This is a genomic window from Synergistaceae bacterium, assembly GCA_017443945.1.
Lineage (GTDB): Bacteria > Synergistota > Synergistia > Synergistales > Aminobacteriaceae > JAFUXM01.
On the sequence record JAFSXS010000108.1, the window covers coordinates 1 to 18,971 of the forward strand.

The 18,971-nt window shown below is 41.5% G+C and carries 17 protein-coding genes; 10 read left to right on the top strand and 7 right to left on the bottom strand.

Annotated features, from left to right (window positions below):
• Window positions 1-50: 50 nt before the first annotated feature.
• The 5 genes from IJT21_11040 to IJT21_11060 all read right to left on the bottom strand — a co-directional run bounded on the left by IJT21_11040 (window position 51) and on the right by IJT21_11060 (window position 6,678).
• Window positions 51-818: a hypothetical protein gene (locus tag IJT21_11040; GenBank protein MBQ7578786.1), complete on the bottom strand. Its 768-nt coding sequence runs from the start codon at window positions 816-818 to the stop codon at window positions 51-53.
• Window positions 818-2,947: a hypothetical protein gene (locus tag IJT21_11045; GenBank protein ID MBQ7578787.1), complete on the bottom strand. Its 2,130-nt coding sequence runs from the start codon at window positions 2,945-2,947 to the stop codon at window positions 818-820. The genes IJT21_11040 and IJT21_11045 overlap by 1 nt, the downstream gene beginning before the upstream one ends.
• Before the next feature lie 8 nt (window positions 2,948-2,955).
• Entirely contained in the window at window positions 2,956-3,780 is an 825-nt protein-coding gene (locus IJT21_11050) for a 5'-methylthioadenosine/adenosylhomocysteine nucleosidase (GenBank protein MBQ7578788.1), read from the bottom strand.
• 54 nt (window positions 3,781-3,834) lie between these two features.
• The gene (locus IJT21_11055; protein ID MBQ7578789.1) at window positions 3,835-5,244 is read right to left on the bottom strand and encodes a hypothetical protein; all 1,410 of its coding nucleotides are present in this window, start codon (window positions 5,242-5,244) and stop codon (window positions 3,835-3,837) included.
• 99 nt (window positions 5,245-5,343) lie between these two features.
• On the bottom strand, window positions 5,344-6,678 hold the full coding sequence (locus IJT21_11060) for a hypothetical protein (protein MBQ7578790.1): 1,335 nt from the start codon (window positions 6,676-6,678) through the stop codon (window positions 5,344-5,346).
• Window positions 6,679-6,765: 87 nt separating this feature from the next.
• Here IJT21_11060 and dhaL point away from each other — a divergent pair, with 87 nt between their 5' ends.
• The 6 genes from dhaL to IJT21_11090 are packed head-to-tail and all read left to right on the top strand — an operon-like array spanning window position 6,766 to window position 11,005.
• Window positions 6,766-7,383, top strand: coding sequence for a dihydroxyacetone kinase subunit L (gene dhaL / locus IJT21_11065; GenBank protein ID MBQ7578791.1), 618 nt, complete (start codon window positions 6,766-6,768; stop codon window positions 7,381-7,383).
• Between the two features lie 6 nt (window positions 7,384-7,389).
• Window positions 7,390-7,785 carry a PTS-dependent dihydroxyacetone kinase phosphotransferase subunit DhaM gene (locus tag IJT21_11070; GenBank protein MBQ7578792.1) on the top strand — a complete coding sequence of 132 codons (396 nt, stop codon included), beginning with the start codon at window positions 7,390-7,392 and terminating at the stop codon, window positions 7,783-7,785.
• Between the two features lie 21 nt (window positions 7,786-7,806).
• Window positions 7,807-8,802 (top strand): dihydroxyacetone kinase subunit DhaK, encoded by a 996-nt coding sequence (gene dhaK / locus IJT21_11075; protein ID MBQ7578793.1) that lies wholly within the window; start codon window positions 7,807-7,809, stop codon window positions 8,800-8,802.
• Window positions 8,803-8,814: 12 nt separating this feature from the next.
• Window positions 8,815-9,876, top strand: coding sequence for a hypothetical protein (locus tag IJT21_11080; GenBank protein MBQ7578794.1), 1,062 nt, complete (start codon window positions 8,815-8,817; stop codon window positions 9,874-9,876).
• A gap of 35 nt (window positions 9,877-9,911) precedes the next feature.
• Window positions 9,912-10,454: a chromate transporter gene (locus tag IJT21_11085; protein MBQ7578795.1), complete on the top strand. Its 543-nt coding sequence runs from the start codon at window positions 9,912-9,914 to the stop codon at window positions 10,452-10,454.
• Entirely contained in the window at window positions 10,448-11,005 is a 558-nt protein-coding gene (locus tag IJT21_11090; protein ID MBQ7578796.1) for a chromate transporter, read from the top strand. The genes IJT21_11085 and IJT21_11090 overlap by 7 nt, the downstream gene beginning before the upstream one ends.
• Window positions 11,006-11,214: 209 nt before the next feature.
• Here the strand turns inward: IJT21_11090 and IJT21_11095 are convergent, their stop codons facing one another.
• Both IJT21_11095 and IJT21_11100 read right to left on the bottom strand, forming a co-directional pair.
• On the bottom strand, window positions 11,215-13,848 hold the full coding sequence (locus IJT21_11095) for an AAA family ATPase (protein MBQ7578797.1): 2,634 nt from the start codon (window positions 13,846-13,848) through the stop codon (window positions 11,215-11,217).
• 2 nt (window positions 13,849-13,850) lie between these two features.
• Window positions 13,851-15,047 carry an exonuclease SbcCD subunit D C-terminal domain-containing protein gene (locus IJT21_11100; protein MBQ7578798.1) on the bottom strand — a complete coding sequence of 399 codons (1,197 nt, stop codon included), beginning with the start codon at window positions 15,045-15,047 and terminating at the stop codon, window positions 13,851-13,853.
• 113 nt (window positions 15,048-15,160) lie between these two features.
• On the opposite strand from IJT21_11100, the gene IJT21_11105 reads away from it, so the two are divergent.
• The 4 genes from IJT21_11105 (at window position 15,161) to fba (ending at window position 18,943) form a co-directional block, all read left to right on the top strand.
• Window positions 15,161-15,928 (top strand): TSUP family transporter, encoded by a 768-nt coding sequence (locus tag IJT21_11105; protein ID MBQ7578799.1) that lies wholly within the window; start codon window positions 15,161-15,163, stop codon window positions 15,926-15,928.
• Between the two features lie 21 nt (window positions 15,929-15,949).
• Window positions 15,950-16,585, top strand: coding sequence for a thermonuclease family protein (locus tag IJT21_11110; protein MBQ7578800.1), 636 nt, complete (start codon window positions 15,950-15,952; stop codon window positions 16,583-16,585).
• Between the two features lie 181 nt (window positions 16,586-16,766).
• Window positions 16,767-18,068: a class II D-tagatose-bisphosphate aldolase, non-catalytic subunit gene (locus IJT21_11115; protein MBQ7578801.1), complete on the top strand. Its 1,302-nt coding sequence runs from the start codon at window positions 16,767-16,769 to the stop codon at window positions 18,066-18,068.
• A 26-nt stretch (window positions 18,069-18,094) separates the two neighbouring features.
• A complete protein-coding gene (gene fba, locus IJT21_11120; GenBank protein ID MBQ7578802.1) occupies window positions 18,095-18,943 on the top strand; it encodes a class II fructose-1,6-bisphosphate aldolase in 849 nt (282 codons plus the stop codon).
• The last annotated feature ends 28 nt before the right edge of the window (window positions 18,944-18,971 follow it).

An 18,971-nucleotide genomic window follows, 5' to 3' on the forward strand; every position in this document is an offset into this window, starting at 1 on the left:
CCGTTCCCCCGAACCCCCTCCCCGCCCGTAATGAGTGCGCGTACTAGCTTTCACGGCTCTAAACCTGCCAGAGTCATAATTTCCTCGTATAATCCGCTTGCATCATTAGGCGAATAATCATACACAAGAAATACATCCATTACATAAGGCGAATAAGGCAAATTGCATAACTCTTGAGCAAACGACATCGCTGCAATTTCTCCGAGTGCGTAAATTCCTGAGTCATTATGCAGAGGGCCGAGACTCCAAAGTCTAATTTTTTCGGTCTTCGTGAAAATCTCCCGCTTGTATTTCTCCTCGACAAAGTGAAATATCTCGTGCGCAAGAATCAATTTAGCGGGCTTCAAATTTTCCGTCAAAACTCGTTTTATTGCGTGCTTCTGTAAAAGTCTCTCCGCTCGATATACAGCGTCCATGAAAATATTAATCTTATCGGGCATTGCAAAATCTGCGAACAAGACTCTATCAGTTTTTTCCGGGTATTGAGGATAACTCACCTTCAGACCAAGAGCGCGCGCGAGTTCGTCAGGGTCATTAGTGTTGTAGTCAAGAGTCAATTTTTCCGCGTAAGATTTCCCGCACTCAATAGATTTTATTGTCCAGTCAAGACGCTGTGAGTCGTTAAATTTCCCGTTCAGAATTTCCCGCGAGAAAACATAATTACGCCATTCAACAGCAGGAATCTTCACGAGTTTTGCGAGCATTGAGTCAAGTTCTCTGATTTTATATTGCGGTTTCTCGTAACGTGAGACTCTCTGCTTGCCAAATAACCCGTCAGCAATCGGCCTTAATTTTTCCCTTATGTAATCCCAGTTCATTATATTTCAGTGATTGAGCCGACAATTATAATTTCTTCGTCAGAGTCCCTGTCGCCGATGTCCAAATCCATCAACAACTCTATATGTTCGAGATCTACTGCGCTGTAATCGCTGACTCTAGGGCCAAAGCAGACAAAATAATCAGGTCTCAAAATTGAGTCAGTCTTGAATACTGCTGTATCTTCCCAAAGCCTGCGCACTTCATCAAGATAATCACTGACCTTGCATTTAACGACTTCAGCCTGCGAGCATTGAACGCGTATAAATCCCTTCTTGTCAACGATTCTAACAGGGTGCTTCTCGTCTTTGTCGCCCTGATAGACATAAAATTTATCTGTCTTGGCCGCTAAATGAATGTTGCTGACTTTTGATCCGAAATCCTCTTTTGCGAGTTGTTCTGCTTCTGACTCGTCGCACTCTTTCAATAAATCTGTAGTCTTTACTTCCGTTGAACCTGTTGCAATGGCCGTAACTTTTCCGGTTTGCGAGTCGATTTCAATATGAACCTCTACAGTGTCAGGAGCAGCACCCGAACTTACAGCCGCGTCTGTAGCTTCTTTCTTGAGTTCTCTAATATCTTCCTGCGTGGGATTAGGGATGACTCTTTCTACAACATCACGCACCATTGAGAGAGCAACTCCGATTGATGAAATTACTTCTGCATTTTCCGGGATACTGTATTGAAGTCCCATTTTGTTAGCGCAATAAGGAACTAAAGACGCTGCACCGCCTCCGCAACCTACAAGTTTCATGCTTTCTTGATCTAACTGATATTTATCGGCGAGGGCATGAATACACGCGCTGACTTTCTCGTAATCCTTCTCTAAAATCTGAGTCGCTAAATCTTCAACGGTGATTCCGAGTTTATCTGCAACGGGCTGCATTGCTTTTCTTGCTGCGTTTGCGTTACCGTGAGCAAAATATTTCTCGTCAATCAAGCCTAACACATTAGCTGCGTCGGTGTTCGTGAAACAAATTTTTTTGCCGCTCTTAAGCCTGATAATCACATAATCGCCGGGGTCTCCTGGTTTAGGGCTTACCATTTCAATTTGAGGATCAACAATTTCATCTTCAGGAGTAAAGCAGGCATACTCGCACCCCGCAATATGAGCACTTCTAGGGCCGACATCGACTACTTCTTTATCATTGATTCTGACCATCGAACCGCCCGCACAACCTAAAATTCTAACATCGAGCGAGCTTATATAAGTGTCATGGCCTCCGATCTGCGCGTAATCAACACCGGGACGGCCATTTTTTATAACTCCGATATTTGTAGTTGTTCCGCCGACCTCGAAATAAATTGCATTCGACGCACGCAAATACATCAATGATCCCATAACGGACGCAGCAGGCCCAGATAAAGCTGTCAAAATCGGACGTTTTCTCATTTCGTTAATTTCCATGACTCCGCCATCACCGCGCATAATCATTAACGGGACTGTAACTCCGGCCTTCCTGACTGAACTTTCTGTAGCGTTTGCAGTTGCTATCATTTTGGGCAATATTGAAGCGTTGATTGCTGCTGTTCGAGTGCGTCTTGTGAGCCCGTAAAGTTTTGTAATATCAGAAGCCATTGTTGCAGGTACATTTTTGCTGGCTGCTGCATCGTGAATCATTTGTTCTTCGCCCATGCTGTCAACTCCGAATGCCATAGACGCGACTATGACTTGAGCACCCTTGCTGATTAATTCATCAACTGTGCTGTTTACTAATTCTGGGGTTAATGCTTTCTTGCGTGCAAAGGCGTTGAAAATTTTTATAACCTTCTGAGTCTTAGGGTCTAACACAATATCATTTAAAGCGAGCTGGCGTTTTGCTAACAAACTTTCAAACCATCCGCCCGCAACACCGAAGACTCCGACATTTGCTACATCACCTTCGATAAATGCGTTAGTTGCCTGCGTTGTTGAGTGAGCGACAAATACAACATCTTCGGGCTTGATTCCATTTTCGGCCATGCAATTTCTGAATGACTGCACGACACCTGCTGCGACTCCGTCTTTATCGTCATGGGTGGTCTTGACTTCATTTTTGCCGATAATCTCATGAGTCAAATTGTCCATCGCGACACATTTTGTATAAGTTCCGCCGACATCTATTCCCATGCGTACTTTGCGTTCTGGCATTGAAAAATTTATCTCCCTTCAAGCATTGATTTAACTATTGAAGCACTTAATCTCGCTGTAACTTCTTTAAATTCTTCGTAATCGCTTGAGTCTGAACTGTCAGAAATTGCGCGTATAATTGCGAACGGAATATTATTCAAGTAACAAACTTGTGCGATCGCGCCGCTTTCCATGTCGCAGCAGTCCCCGCCGAAATTTTTTGTAATCGCGTCTTTCTGTGATTTATCGCTTATAAATTGATCTCCCGTGCAAATTCTGCCCTCTACAATATTTCTGAACGGAGCAAATTTTTTAGCAGCTTTCACAATTTCACCGCGTAATTTATCATCGGTCTCAAATGCAAATTTTCCAGTATAAGGGATCTCGCCTTTTGCGAAATTTAACGGTGATACGTCAAAATCATGCTGCACACAGTCAACAGCAATAACTATACTGCTAATATTCAAATCTGACCTTAGAGAGCCGGCTACACCAGTATTTATTATTTCGTTCACTCCGAAATGAGTTATCAAAATTTGCGCACAGATTCCCGCGTTGACCTTGCCGACTCCTGATTTAACGATTACTATGTCAGCACTTCCGATTTTGCCGCTGAAAAATTCCATTCCCGCAATTTTTTCTGTCTTGATGATAACAGCAGACTCCTTCAATAAAGCGATTTCAACATCCATTGCTCCGATTAAGCCGATTTTTTTTGCGGGCTCACGGCTGGTAACTTCAAGATTTACAGCTGAAGATTTATCACCGGCCTTGATTATCCATGTTTCAGCACAAACTAAAGGACTCAGCGAAAATATAATTACTACAGCAAGAAAAATTTTTCTCATTCTCATAATAATAAACCCTCCCATTTTTTTATTAACAACGAGAGGGCATAATATCAAATTTTAACCTACCATCCAAGCCGCGCCGAATCCGGTCAATAATAAATATACTGCCGCATACTGCAAAATACCTGTTGCATAGGCGTTCGGGATAGAAAGTTTCAAGAAGTCGCGCGATTCAACTTTCGTGTAAGCAAGTCCCCAAGCTACCCACGATTGAGTGATACAACAGCCGATATTTACTGTAATTGTAGGAATCGCAAAAACTCCATACAGGAACGGCACAGAAAATTTCGCAACATGTGAGAGAACACCCAGAGTCGCAGCTCCGCATCCTACAAGAGTCATAGGCCCTCTGAATAATCCCATGAATAACAACGCAGCAAACACTACGCAGACAACAAGCTCTGAAGTCGGCATAATATCACCTATTACAACATTGAAGTATGGCGATGCATACGTAGCAACCTGATTGAACATCGGAAGTGTAAGCAGGAATCCTACTAACGGAGCTGTATCGACAACACCTTCATAATATAATTTGTTCACGAGCTGGCAATTTTCGCGGAAAGTTCCCGACATCCTCCCGCACAAAAATAACGCCGCAAAACCTGCAATAACAAACCCGCCGATAACTGAGAAATTAAACGCAATATTAAGAATTACAGGCACTACCGGCAAAATTAACGTGTAAATAGGTGCGTCCTTCTGTGCTGCTTGAGGCGTTCTCGTCTGAGCTGCCCACTGTCTGTGAGATTTCGAGCGGCCAAGATAGAACATAGCAAGCAAAGTTGTTACTACTAACATAATCGCTAATGCTGCATAACCCCAGTGAGACGCATACCAGCCAAGTGTGAAATCAGGCATTTCTGACGGTTTTATAAAGAATGCACGATATTGCGCAAAATTTACGGGATTTAAATAAATTCCTGACGCTACAGAACCCATAAACGTGAACATTGCAATTGCCTTCGGTACTCCCAGAGACATCAAAATGGGAAGAACAATAACGCCGATTGCAATAACGGGGCCTGCTCCTGTCATTGACGTGAAAATTAATGCTGTAACGAGATTCAATAATGAAATTGTTACAACTGGTTTATCTCCGCCGAGTTCTACTGTTTTGCGAATAAGAGTCGAAGCTATGCCGGTATCCATTAATACACGTCCGAACCATGCGCCCCAGCACACGTTTACAAGCGTTGTTCCCCAACCTTCGGGAGCTGATTGATAAATCCTGTTCAAAATCGATACAAGAGTCGTCCCTGTACCTTCACCGAACATTAAAACCGGATTGGCCTTCAAGAATGCTTCAGAGACAAAGAGAGTCCCGCCTAATGGTAAAACTGTCCATAAAATTGTGATGACAAGAAAGCCTATCATCAAGTTATAGCCCTTGATACAATACCATGCAAGCGCGAAGAACGTTAGAAGTAAAATACAGCCGATAATAAAATCTACGCCGAAATTCATTAATATAGTTCTCCCTTCATTAGAGAAATAATTTTATTTGGGTAAATTAATTTTACGTTGAAATCTCTTAATTGTGTATCAGGAATTTACGCGATTAATTTATAATGACTCACCCAGACCACCCAGCAATAAATATACGGCTATATACTGCAAAATACCTGTTATATAAGCGTTTGGGATAGAGAGTTTCAAGAAGTCGCGAGATTCTGTTTTCGTGTAAGCGAGCCCCCATGCCAGGCTTGATTGAGTGATACAGCTTGCAACACCTACAGTTATTGACGGGATAACAAAGACTCCATACAAGAACGGCACAGAAAAATTTTCAGCATTTAGCAGCACGCCCAAAGTCGCAGCACCGCACCCGAAAAGATTCACAGGCCCACGAAATAATCCCATGAACAAACATACAGCAAATACAACGCAAATAATAATTTCACTACGCGGCATTATCCCTCCGATTATAATATTGAAGTACGGCGACGCATATTTTGCAGCAGTGTTAAACATCGGCACAGTTAATATAAAGCCTGTCAACGGGGCTGTATCGACAACTGCATCATAATATAATTTGTTCACGAGCTGGCAATTTTCGCGGAAAGTTCCCGACATTTTACCGCACAAGAATAACGCCGCAAATCCCGCAATCACAAACCCGCCTATAACCGAAAAATTAAATGCAATATTCAGAATAACAGGCACAACAGGCAAAATTAACGCGTAAACAGGTGCCTCATTCTGCGTTAAATTATGAGTCTCTGCTGCCCATTGTCTATTTACTTTCGAGCGGCTGATGTAAAATATCGCAAGCAAACTCGTTACTGCAAACATAATTATTGAAGCAATACCGCCCCAGTGCCTTACGTACCAGCTAAAATTAAATTCTTGAAGCTCTGACGGTCTCAGAAAAAATATTCGATGTTGTGCAAAATTTATCGGGTTTAAATAAATTCCTGCTGCTACACTCCCCATAAATGAAAATATTGCTGCTGCCTTAGGAATCCCAAGTGATATTAAAATCGGCAGCACTATAACTCCTATCGCAATAACAGGCCCTGCTCCCGTCATTGATGAAAATATCAAAGCTGTAACGAGATTCAATAATAAAATTGTTATTGATATTTTGTCGCCGCTTAGTTCTACAGTCCTGCGTATAAGAGTCGAGGCTATACCCGTTTCCATTAATACACGCCCAAACCATGTACCCCAGCAGATATTTACAAGTGCATATCCCCAGCTTTCCGGCGCAGACTGAAAAATTTTATTGAGAATCATTACAAGCGGCTCACCCGTCGAAATAAGACTCCCAGCAAGTGATAAAGTTATCCATAAAATAGTCATCGCAAGAAAACCTATCATCAAGTTATAACCCTTGATACAATACCAAGCGAGCACAAAAAATGTCGTCAGCAAAATTACAGCTATTGCAAAATTCATCGCGTAAAGTTCTCCCATAAATTAAAATTTTAGTGTAATATTCTCATTAAATCACGTGCAGTTATTTATAAAAGGAGGCTATTTTTCATGAGCGTTTATGAATGTATTACACAAATTAGCAATAGAATTATAGCAAATAAAGACTTCCTCACTGAATTAGACCGCGAAATAGGAGACTCAGATCACGGCATTAATATGGCGCGAGGGTTTGAGGCCGTCAAAGAAAAAATTTCTCCCTGCGATAACGACATCGGAGCAGCCCTCAAGAAAACCGGAATGACTCTTTTATCCAAAGTCGGCGGAGCGTCAGGGCCTCTCTACGGTACAGCATACATGGAAGCAGGGAAAATTTTAGCAGGCAAGACACAATTAACCGCACAAGATTTCAAGTCAGCATTTGAGGCAGCAATCGCAGGAATCCAGAAACGCGGGAAGGCCGTCAAAGGCGAAAAAACTATGTTAGACGCTTTAATCCCGGCTTATGAGTCTTACTGTCAAGAAATAGAATCGGGCGCAGACATTGTAAAAGCTCTCGACTCTGCGTGTAAAGCTGCTAATAACGGCGTTGAGTTCACAAAAACTATTATCGCCACTAAGGGACGCGCAAGTTATCTCGGTGAACGCAGTATCGGCCATCAAGACCCCGGCGCGACTAGTGCAGCAATCACACTTGAAGCAATAAGAGACTCACTCAAAGGAGAATAATTTATCATGGTCGGAATAGTAATTGTCTCTCACAGCTGGAAAATTGCCGAAGGAGTCTGCGATCTCGCTAACGAAATGGCACAAGGCAACCCCGGAATTATTCCCGCAGGAGGTCTCGAAGATGGCTCAATCGGCACAGACGCACAAAGAATCGCCGACGCAATAAGAGCAGCGAATCAGGGTGAAGGAGTAGCAATCCTCGCAGACATCGGAAGCGCAATAATGAGCGCAGAAACCGCAATTGAATTATTAGAAGACGACGGAGAAGAAATCCGCGCAGAAATCGCCGACGCACCATTAATCGAAGGCGCAGTATGTGCAGCAGTTGAGGCAGCAGGAGGCGCAACACTTGACTCTGTTTTGGCAGCAGCTGAAGAATCAAGAGACGCTTCTAAATTATAAATTTTCAAAGGAGGATTTATCATGAAGAAATTAATTAATCAGGTTGATAACATTGTTGATGAAATGCTCGACGGAATGACGGCAGCTTTTCCCCAGTACGTTAAGAGACTCGAAGGCTTTGACGTTCTTGTGCGTGCAGGCGGTAAAAGTTCAAAAGTTGCGCTTGTTTCCGGAGGCGGGTCAGGTCATGAGCCTTCGCACGGAGGTTTTGTCGGGCGCGGCATGCTTGACGGTGCTGTGGCTGGAGCTGTTTTTACTTCACCGACTCCAGATCAGGTTTACGAGGCTATAAAAGCTGTTGACGGCGGGAAAGGCGTTTTGCTCGTCATAAAAAATTATACCGGCGACGTTATGAATTTCGAGATGGCTGCTGATATGGCACGCGATGAAGGAATCAAAGTCGATCAAGTAATAACCGCTGATGATGTCGCAATCGAAAACTCAACATGGACGACAGGACGCAGAGGAATCGCAGGAACAGTTTTTGTTCACAAGATCGCGGGTGCAGCAGCTGAGTCAGGACTTGAACTTGAAGACGTTAAACGAGTCGCAGAAAAAGTTATATCAAATGTGCGCTCAATGGGAATGGCCGTAAATGCCTGCACAGTCCCCGCAGCAGGTAAACCCAGTTTTGATTTAGCTGATGATGAAATAGAAATCGGAATCGGTATTCACGGTGAACCCGGCACTCATAGAGAAAAAATTTCAACCGTCAATGATATTGCTGATAAACTGCTTGAGAAAATTTTTGCTGAAGGAATCTATAACGCCGGTGATAAAGTAGCAGTCATGATTAACGGCATGGGCGGAACTCCTTTAATGGAACTCTTTGTAGCAAATAAGCACGTTAAAAACGTTCTTGACGCTAAGAAAATCAACGTAGCAAAAACTTTAGTCGGCAACTATATGACTTCTTTAGATATGGAGGGCTTCTCGATTACGCTTTTAAAACTTGATGACGAGCTGGAAAAATTTTTAAACGCTCCTGCCGATACTCCTGCGTTTGTGCAGTGCTAGGAGATTAGAATCATGAAGAAATTTGCTTTATTGCTGGTAATAATAATTTTCTCGGTCTCGACTGCATTTGCTGACATCACACCGGATCAGGCGAAATCAGATCAACGTTTTGGCCCATATGTAGAATTTACGAAGACTGACGGCGCAAAATTATTGAGTGGACGTTATGCAGAGGCCCGCGAATTTCCGCAATTGAACGGCGGAGAAAAAATTTTAGCTCCCTCAAATCTTGTGCTTGAGATAGGCTCGTTTTCGATGACAAATGCGTCTTATTCCGGAAATATGGACGTTTACGGGCAAAATTCAAATCCTGTTGTTATAACTCTTGACACGTCCGGCGAAGTTCCTATTTTGAGAATCGCGACTCCTGAAGGCTTGACTCTGACGGAAGATTTTGCAGTTGTCATGTCAGACGGAAATAAACATTTATGGTGCTTAGGCTCAGTCAAAACAGGTGAGGTGCGTTATCTTTACCCGTTAAAAGATGAATGGTTTCCGTCAAACTGGTTCAATGGCGCGTGGGAAGGTTCAGAAGGCAGAAATTTAGTATTCGAGGACTCGCGCTACTACATAAACAATAAATTAGCAGGCACGTTTATGCCGATTGATGACAGGATTACAATAAATGTTCTTGACGGGAACAAAGGTGTAATTTTCGCGATGTTGAATCAAGAGACAAACAGCCTCGTTATTACGTTCACAAAAGATCTTGAGGGACTCGAGGAATTCCAGGCAGAAATCTTCAAGCGAAAAAATACATTGCCTCCAGCTCCTGCTCCTGTGCCGACTCCTGCACCAGCACCGACTCAAAGCGTAAATATTTACGGCAAGTGGTCAGCAGTCGTTGATAATAGTCAATGGGTTCTGCAATATGATCGTGATAATAATTATTACGGCTGGATAAATGGAATCCCCGCAGAAACCGGAGTCTATCAGCTCAACGGAAATACTTTAACAGGCCGCAACAGTCAAGGAGTAGAATTTACTGCAAACGTAGATATCACGCAGTCAGGAAATATTTTAATTATGACCTTCCCGAACGGAAATAGAATCATGTATCAAAGAATGCAATAAATTTTTATTTTTGTATCGGGAGCTGAGATTTAATCTTGGACGTAAAAATTTTGCTTGATCTCTTCATAACTTTTGCGAAAATCGGTGCAGTAACTTTCGGGGGCGGTTATGCGATGTTAATGATACTTTTGCGTGAGGTCGTCGAAAAAAAACATTGGGCTTCAGAGCAAGAATTAACAGATTATTATGCTGTCTCGCAATGCACTCCGGGAGTTATTGCCGTGAATGTCGCTACGTTTATAGGCCGTAAGCAAGCGGGCATTATGGGCGGGATAATTGCGACAATCGGTGTAGTATTTCCTTCGATTATAATAATTTCGTTATTGGCCGGAATTATACGGGCTTATTCTGAGCTTGAATTTGTGAAACATGCTTTTGCGGGCGTTCGTGTGTGCGTGTGCGTGTTAATATTTAATGCCGTTCTGAAAATATTTAAATCTGCCGTCATCGATAAAATAACGCTTGTGATTTATATAATTATTCTTGCGGGAACAGTTTTCTTGAAAATATCGCCGATTCTGTTAGTTGTTCTTGCAGGTTTAGCGGGCTTGCTGGTAAAGGGGCTGAAGAAATCATGATGCATATAAAACTTTTCTGGGAATTTTTCAAGACCGGTTTATTTGCAGTTGGCGGAGGAATGGCGACTTTACCATTTTTATATGACATTTCAGACCGGACTGGCTGGTTTACTCATGAACAGTTAGCAGACATGATCGCAATATCTGAATCAACTCCCGGCCCAATAGGTGTAAATATGGCGACTTTTGCGGGAAAATTGACAGCAGGTTATCCCGGTGCAGTGATTGCGACTTTGGGATTAATTACACCGAGTATAATAATAATATTGATAATTGCAGCGTTTCTTTACGCCTTCAAAGATAATAAACACGTTGACGCAGTTTTTTACGGAATGAGACCGGCAAGCACAGCGATGATTACTGCTGCATGTATTCTAGTTGCAAAAATAGTTTTCATTCAAGAAGGGAGATTTGCAAATATTAACTGGGACTCGGTTGATTTAGCTGTATTATTATTGATGTTCACTCACTCTGTTAAATTCACGAAAAAATTTCATCCGGTCATATGGATAGCTTTATCTGCTGTAATTGGCGTAATATTTAAATATTAACCGGCTGAGGCGAGAGTCTCAACCGGCAATTTATTTTATAGTGTATTTGCTATATAATTATTCATGAAAACTTTTCGCGATATTTTCCAGGAAGAAATTTATTTTACAACTACATTTACAACTACAAAAAGTGTAAAATTTTTCTGTAACCGCAATTATTTACGCGCAAAAAATTTTTCTTATCACAACAATTTTCACACAAAAATTTTTTATAACGACTCACAGCCGGGACCTTCGAGAATGCTTGTGCCGTTATTTATTGGAATCACATTTATTTGCGTAGAGATTCTTTCCTTGAGTGCTTGAACGTGAGAAATTATCCCGATTATTTTTCCTTCGCGCCTGACTTCCCCAAGTGCATCAAGTGCCGTGCTTAATGAGTCATCATCAAGAGATCCGAAGCCTTCATCAAGAAATAACGAGTCAACCCCTGATTTGCTGCCGGAAATTTGCGAGAGTCCTAATGCAAGTGCAAGACTGACAATAAATCTTTCTCCGCCAGATAAATTTTCTGTTGGTCTGACTTCTCCGGCCTGCTCGTTGTCTATTACGTTGAGTGCGAGTTTTTCATCGTCGGGGTTTGCTGTAAGGGTATAACGCCCGCTCATTTTCTGTAATTGTTTATTTGCAAGGTTAATCATCATGGAGAGAGTAATTTTTTGCGCGAACTTCCGGAACTTTGCGCCGTTCTTGTTGCCGATTAAGTTATCAAGTCCCGACCAGTTTGAATAAATTTTTTGCTGTTCACTAATTTTTTCGTTGAGTTCTCTAATTTCGGCCTCAAGTTTTTTGCGGGTGTCTAATGCGTTATTCAGTGCTGCTGTCTCATCGCGTAAGATTTTAATTTCTTGGTCTAATTTTGCGTAAATCGGCGTGAGTTCTTCAAGGGTTTTGCGAGTTTTGTTCTCGGCGAGGGCTGAATTTAATTTTTCTGTGCGTTCGAGCTTGGTTGCGTCGAGTTTGATTGTTTCTGCGTTAAGATTTTCTTGTTCTGACAGAAATTTTTTGCGCTCGTCATCACGTAAGATTGAATCTGTAAATTCCTGTTCATCTGAAAAATTTTTCTCGGTCAAGGCTGATTTAAAATTTGTCTCTAGGGTCTCAAGTTCTGCGGTTAATTGCTCTAGTTTGATTTTGTCGTGATTAAATTGTTCTTGCAGGGTCTCAAGTTTTGATTTATTAGCGGCTGACTCTTGTGTGAGTTTGTCGTGTTTGTCCTGAAGAGCTTTAATTGACTCTGCCCATTTTTTGACGCTGGACAAAATTTCTTTATTGCTGCTGACACCTGTTATTCCAAGCGAGTCAAGATTTCTGCTTAATTCTGAGTGGGCATTATTTACCGGTTCGATCTGCGCGCTTAGTTCATGAATGCAATTATCTAAATTTGTGCGTGCGATGCCTTCATTAGTTTGCGAGTCAGATAAAATTTTTGCGGTTTGCTGTTCTTTTTCGCGTAATTTTGCGAGTTCATCATCAAATTTTTTAATGCTTGCGGGAGAAAAAGTTTCCGACTCGTGATTAATTGCGGGATGTTCAAGGGATCCGCACACAGGACAAGGCCGGCCGGGCTGTAAATTTGCTCGTGTTTCGTCCAAAATTGCGTCTGCCCGCTGACTCATTAAATTATTGAGCGCGTTAAATGCCTCGTCGTGATTCGTTTGTGCAATATTTAAATTTTTCTGCGCTGCTTTGAGGTCTGATTCGTATTTAATTTTTTTGCGTTCAAGTTCGATTTGCTTTGCTTTGAGTGTGCAATAATCTTTTAATTTCGCTTCAATCTTGGCCGTTATTGCGTCGGGGCTTTCTGTTGTGCTGTGCCTGAGAGTTGAAATTTGCGATTCTATTTCCGGTAATTGAGAGTCGATTGCTGATAATTTTTCCGTGAGTGCCTGAATGTCGCTCGAAAGTCTGTCATAACGGGATTTAGTGTCGCGTAAATTTGTGCGTGAAGATTTTAGCTGTGAATATTCCGCTATTATCTCATTTGCCCGTAAAGCTGCGTCAAGGGTTAATTTTTTCTGTGCAAAAGCGTCAATACGTTTATTGTGCAAAATTATTGCATGCTCTATTTCGTCGAGTTCATTGCGCAATTTAGCTATATTCTTGAGCCATTGTATAGCCTCCTGAGCCTGTGTGTGAGCTGACTCAATTGTTGTAAATTTTTCTTGATTCTCCCTGATTGAGTGCTCGATTTCTTCAATAGTTCCGAATTTATCGCGCGGTTTTGCTGAGTCTAACTTTATTTGAAGCTCGGTTAATTTATTTCCCTCTTCTTGGCAGCGTTCGTAAATTTTCGTTGATATCTCGCTGTAAATTTCTGTTCCCGTGAGTAATTCGAGAATAGCGGATCTCTCTGTGTCATTTGCCTTCAAGAAAGCGTCAAATCCGCCCTGTTCAAGCATTATGGCCTGTTTGAACCGTTTGAAATCAAGTCCGGTTATCTTCTGAATTTCTTTTACTGTATCGCTTGTAAGTTCGCTTAAAATATTTCCAGTTTTATAAATTGATAGAATGTGCTTGACCTGTGAGAATTTTTTGCCGATTTTGCTTTGAGACCATAGAACCCGATATTTTTGCCCGTGAGACTCAAATATAACTTGCGCGTAACAGTCTCTAGTGCGTCTTGACATAATTTCATTTGAGTTAGTGCTGATTTTCGCGAGTCTTGGAGTCTGACCGTAAAGAGCTAGGCAGATTGCGTCAAAAATTGTAGTCTTTCCTGCTCCCGTCGGGCCTGTTATCGCAAAAATTCCGTCTGATGTGTAAACTTTTCCGGATAAATCTATGTGCCATTCACCTTTGAGCGAATTTAAATTTTTGAGTCGTATATCTAAAATTTTCATGATTAATAGTTTATCCCCATTTCGTGTAAAATTTCCTGATAGAGCGGCATAAAAATTTTCTGCTGTTCTTCCGGTATATTATTAGACTCTAAGCACATTTCAAACATTTTGACGGGTGAAATATTTTCGAGAGTCTCAGGTATTGAGTCAGATTCTAATTTATTATTTGACCGTCCGCCCTCGTTGTGAACGCTTAATATTTCAATATACGGATAATTTTGCGTGAAATTATTTAATCTTTCGGCCAAGTCGCCGATTCTTTCATTTCCTGTGTAAGTTACGTCAAGCCATATAGATTCTTTCATGGATGCATAATATTTGAGAGCTTTTGCAATTTCTTGAATATCGCCGCTGACTCTGTTTATTTTCTGGAACTCTGGGACGGGAAAATCTTTTACTGTTAAATTATTATTTGCGTCAATATCGATTATGCAGACAGCTTTTTGTGTGCCAGCCTCACCGAATCCCATTGCAAGCGGTGAACCTGAATATCTGACATTTTCGCGGCCTCCGATAATTTGAGGTGAATGCAAATGACCTAGTGCCGTGTAAGTTATATCGTCCGGAAAAATTTCGCTGCCGATTTCTATTGACGTGCCGACATAAAGAGATCTTGTCCCGTCGTCTTGTTTGACTCTGCCTCCCCGCGCGAACAAATGACCCATTGCTATAATTGGAATATTTGAGCCTGCCTGTAATCTTTTTGCGAGATAAAAAATTGTCTCGTAATGCTTGCTGATCCCCTGCTTTAATGCCTCGTCGATTGAGTTAATTTCGTCGTTGGCTTCTCTTACGTCTCTGTCGCGTAAATAAGGCACAGCACACACGATTAAATCAGGATCTTGCAGCTTTATAACTTCATCTGTAATATTTGTGCGTCCTACAACGTGAATATTTAAATATTTCAGCAGTCCCGACGGTGCATCAATGAAGGCCGGCGAGTCATGATTACCGGAAATTATCACGCAATGCCGGCAAGAAGATTTTGCAAGCTCAGTCAAGAATGAATAATAAATATTTTGTGCCTGTATTGACGGTGTTGTGTTGTCGAAAATGTCTCCTGCAACGAGTAAGACATCAATTTTTTCACTTGAGATTAAGTCATTGAGCCACTTAAAAAATTTTATGAACTCGTCTGACCTGTCTTTATCCTTGAGTTTTCTGCCTATGTGCCAATCTGAAGTATGCAAGATTCTCACTGTATCAGCTCCGATTAATAAATTTGGGATTTCTTAAAATTTTAGCATGTATCACAAATAATTTATCGTGTAAAATATTTCGTAAATTATAACATTCTAGGAGAAAATAAAAATTGAGCTGGCAATTATCGCAATTATTAATTATATGTCCGTTGATATTTATAGGCGGAGTTGTTGACGCTATTGGGGGCGGCGGCGGGTTAATTACTCTTCCGGCGTACTTGATCGCAGGTTTTCCCGTTCATGTCTCAATAGGCACTAACAAATTAAGTTCATCAATGGGGACTGCTATATCATTCACAAAATATTTTAAAAACGGCTATATGCCCATGAAACTTTCAATTATAGGGATTATTTTTGCTTTTGCTGGGTCATCACTGGGGGCAAAGACGGCGTTATTAATCAGTGATTACATTTTCAAAATTTTAATGCTGTTCATAATTCCTGTTACGGCTTATTACGTGTTCAAGAGTCAAAATTTACTGCGCGAGACAACAGGCTCAAACGAGACAATAACGACTCGGACATATATAATTTGTGTGCTTGTAGCGTTTGGTACGGGATTTTATGACGGTTTCTACGGGCCTGGTGCTGGGACGTTCATGTTATTATTAATGGCTGCTGCGGGATTGAGCGTTCAGAAAGCAAACGGGGTCGCAAAAGCAATAAATCTCGCTACAAATCTTTCTGCGCTGGCTGTATACTTCATGAATGACAAAGTAATTTTGCTGCTTGGATTAATTGCCGGGTGCTTCAGTATTGCAGGAAATTATATCGGAGCAAAATTTTTCGAGCGTGGCGGGTCAAAGGCTGTGCGTCCTGTTATACTTATAGTTATGGCATTATTCTTTGTCAGGGTAATTTACGATTTAATATTTTAATGAAAGGATTGATTTATTATCATGTTGAAACGTATTATTGTCGCAGTAATTCTTGTTATGAGTCTTTCTTGCATAGCTTTTGCTCATCCCGGAAAACTCGACGCTAACGGAGGCCACTACGATAAAGACACCGGCGAATATCATTATCACAAAGGCCCGAACGCGTTAGAGACTCTCGAAATCAGGCGCAACACAGTCTATAAGGCAAAAATTGAAAGAGTCGTAGACGGCGATACAGCAATCGTGTCATTTATTTTTGCAGACGGTAAGAAATATCAGAAACAGCGCGTAAGATTCTTAGGTGTCGACACTCCCGAAACAGTTCACCCGAATAAACCCGTGCAATTTTACGGCAAAGAGGCCAGCAACTTCACTAAATCGCAATTAACAGATAAAATCGTATGGCTTCAAACGGACGTGGGCGCGCTTGACAGATATAATAGAATGCTCGCTTATGTGTGGTTGTCAGAGCCATCAAAAAAGGACATGGACAACGAGGACGCAATAAGGGCGAAAATGTATAATGCGACTCTTTTGCTTGAAGGTTATGCGCAAGTTATGACAGTGCAGCCTAACTCGCGTTATTCTGAGATGTTCGTTAGATTCCAGCGTGAGGCCAGAGAAGGCAAAAAAGGTTTGTGGGCTGACGAGCAATAAAATTTTTCAGTTAATTTGCGCTCTCTCTGTAAATGGGAGGGCGTTTTTTTTGCGGGAAAAACTTTTCTATATTCGCGCTACCCCTTAAATCCGGGTGGGTGGGAAGAACGAACGATATTCGCGCGATAAAACAATCGTATATAATATCTATAAAATTTTTGTCAGTCAGGAGGCTGGAATAATGCGAAATCCTTTACTTGATATAATCGAACGCAGGAAATCAGGAGTCAAAACCGGCATTGCTTCATACTGTACTGCGAATGATTTAGCTATCGAGGCAATTTTAGAGCAGGCGAAAAATTTTGATGATTACGTCTTAATCGAAGGCACATCGAATCAAATAAATCAATTCGGCGGTTATACAGGAATGACTCCGGAAAATTTTAGAGATTACGTTTTTGCTATTGCCGACAAAATTAATTTCCCTCGCGATAAAATAATTCTTGGTGCTGACCATTTCGGGCCGTTGACGTGGACGAAATTAAACGAGTCTGAAGCTATGAAAAATTCCCGCGAACTTCTGAGACTCGCTGTAATGGCAGGATTCAAGAAAATTCATCTCGATACAAGCATGAAATTAGCTGACGATCCAATAAACGAGCCCCTGTCAGATAATAAAATCGCTGAACGTGCCGCAATTTTACTTGAAGAATGCGAGAGCGCTTATCAGGAACTATTGAAATCTAATCCCGACGAGGTTCGGCCAGTTTATATAATTGGTTCGGAAGTTCCCATCCCCGGCGGCAGTCAGGAAGAAGACGACAAATTACAAGTTACGCGGGCAAATGACTTCGAGAATACCATAAAAGTTTACGAGCAAAAATTTAACGAACACAATTTACACGACAGATTACAAGATATTATTGCAGTCATAGTACAACCCGGAGTCGAGTTCGGCGATAAAGACATACATTTTTATGATCATGACGCAGCAAAAGAATTAACAGACTCTCTCAAGAATCACCCTGATTTAGTTTTTGAGGGACATTCAACCGACTATCAGCCCGCTGAAAAATTACGTGAAATGGTCGAGGACGGAGTCGCGATTTTGAAGGTAGGTCCGGCATTAACTTTTTCATTGCGTGAAGGTTTATTTGCGTTGAGCTTCATGGAACGCGAGCTAATCCCAGAAAAACAACGCGCAAATTTCATCGAGATCCTAGAAAATGTCATGACAGCTAACCCCGAACACTGGCAAAAACATTATCACGGCTCAGAACATGATAAACAACTCGCGCGCAAATATAGTTATTCTGACAGATGCCGATATTATTTCAGCCTGCCCGAAATTAAATCAGCAATAAATAAATTATTCGCAAATATTGACTCTGTAGAAATTCCCGCCGGAATGTTACGTCAATTTATGCCCCGTCAATATGAATTAGTGCGTGATAAATTGCTTGATGTTAAAGCTGCCTCACTCGTTAAAAATTTTGTTGCTGAATGCGTAGAGTCATATAATTATGCGGTCAAGGCAAGATAATAAATTTTTTAGGAGGTAAATAAATTTTGCTTGTAACTTCACGAGATTTGTTATTAGATGCTCATAAACATAAATACGCCGTCGGAGCCTTCAACGTTGAAAATATGGAAATGGTTTTAGCAGTGCTCAGAGCTGCCGAAGAAACCCGCTCGCCCGTCATAATGGAAACGAGTCCAGGCACTGTAAAATTTGCGGGATTTGATTTCTATTTTGCGAACATAAAAGCAGCTGCCGAACGTTCAAATATTCCTGTTGTGTGTCATTTGGATCACGGAAATTCTTTCGAGATGGCTGCATTGGCCGTGAAGACCGGTTATACTTCGATAATGATAGACGGCAGCAAATTAAATTTTGAGGAAAATATCGCGCTCACTAGTTCTGTTGTGAAATTCTGCCACGCTGCAAAAATTCCCGTTGAAGCTGAACTTGGCCGAGTCGGCGGTAAAGAAGACGATTTAATAAACCCTGACTCAAACCCTTTTACGGATCCTGACGAGGCAAAAGAATTTATCGCGCGCACAGATTGTGATTTTCTCGCAGTAGGAATCGGCACAGCTCACGGAGTATATAAAGGTGTTCCCAAATTAAATTTTGACATTCTCAAGAAAATTCATGAACGAGTAAATATCCCGTTAGTATTGCATGGAACTTCGGGAGTCCCTGATGAACAAGTTATCGAGTGCATAAAACTTGGAATTTGCAAAGTTAATTACGCTACAGATTTGAGAATAGCATATACAGAAGGCGTGAAGCGTTACATAAATGAACATCCCGGAGTCTTTGATCCGAAAAAATATGCAGCTGAAGGAATCGCAGACGTAAAAAATTATGTGATTCAAAAAATGCAGGTGATTAACAGTTGTAACCGCGTATAAATTTTTCTCTGCCGCCGCCTCCCCCACC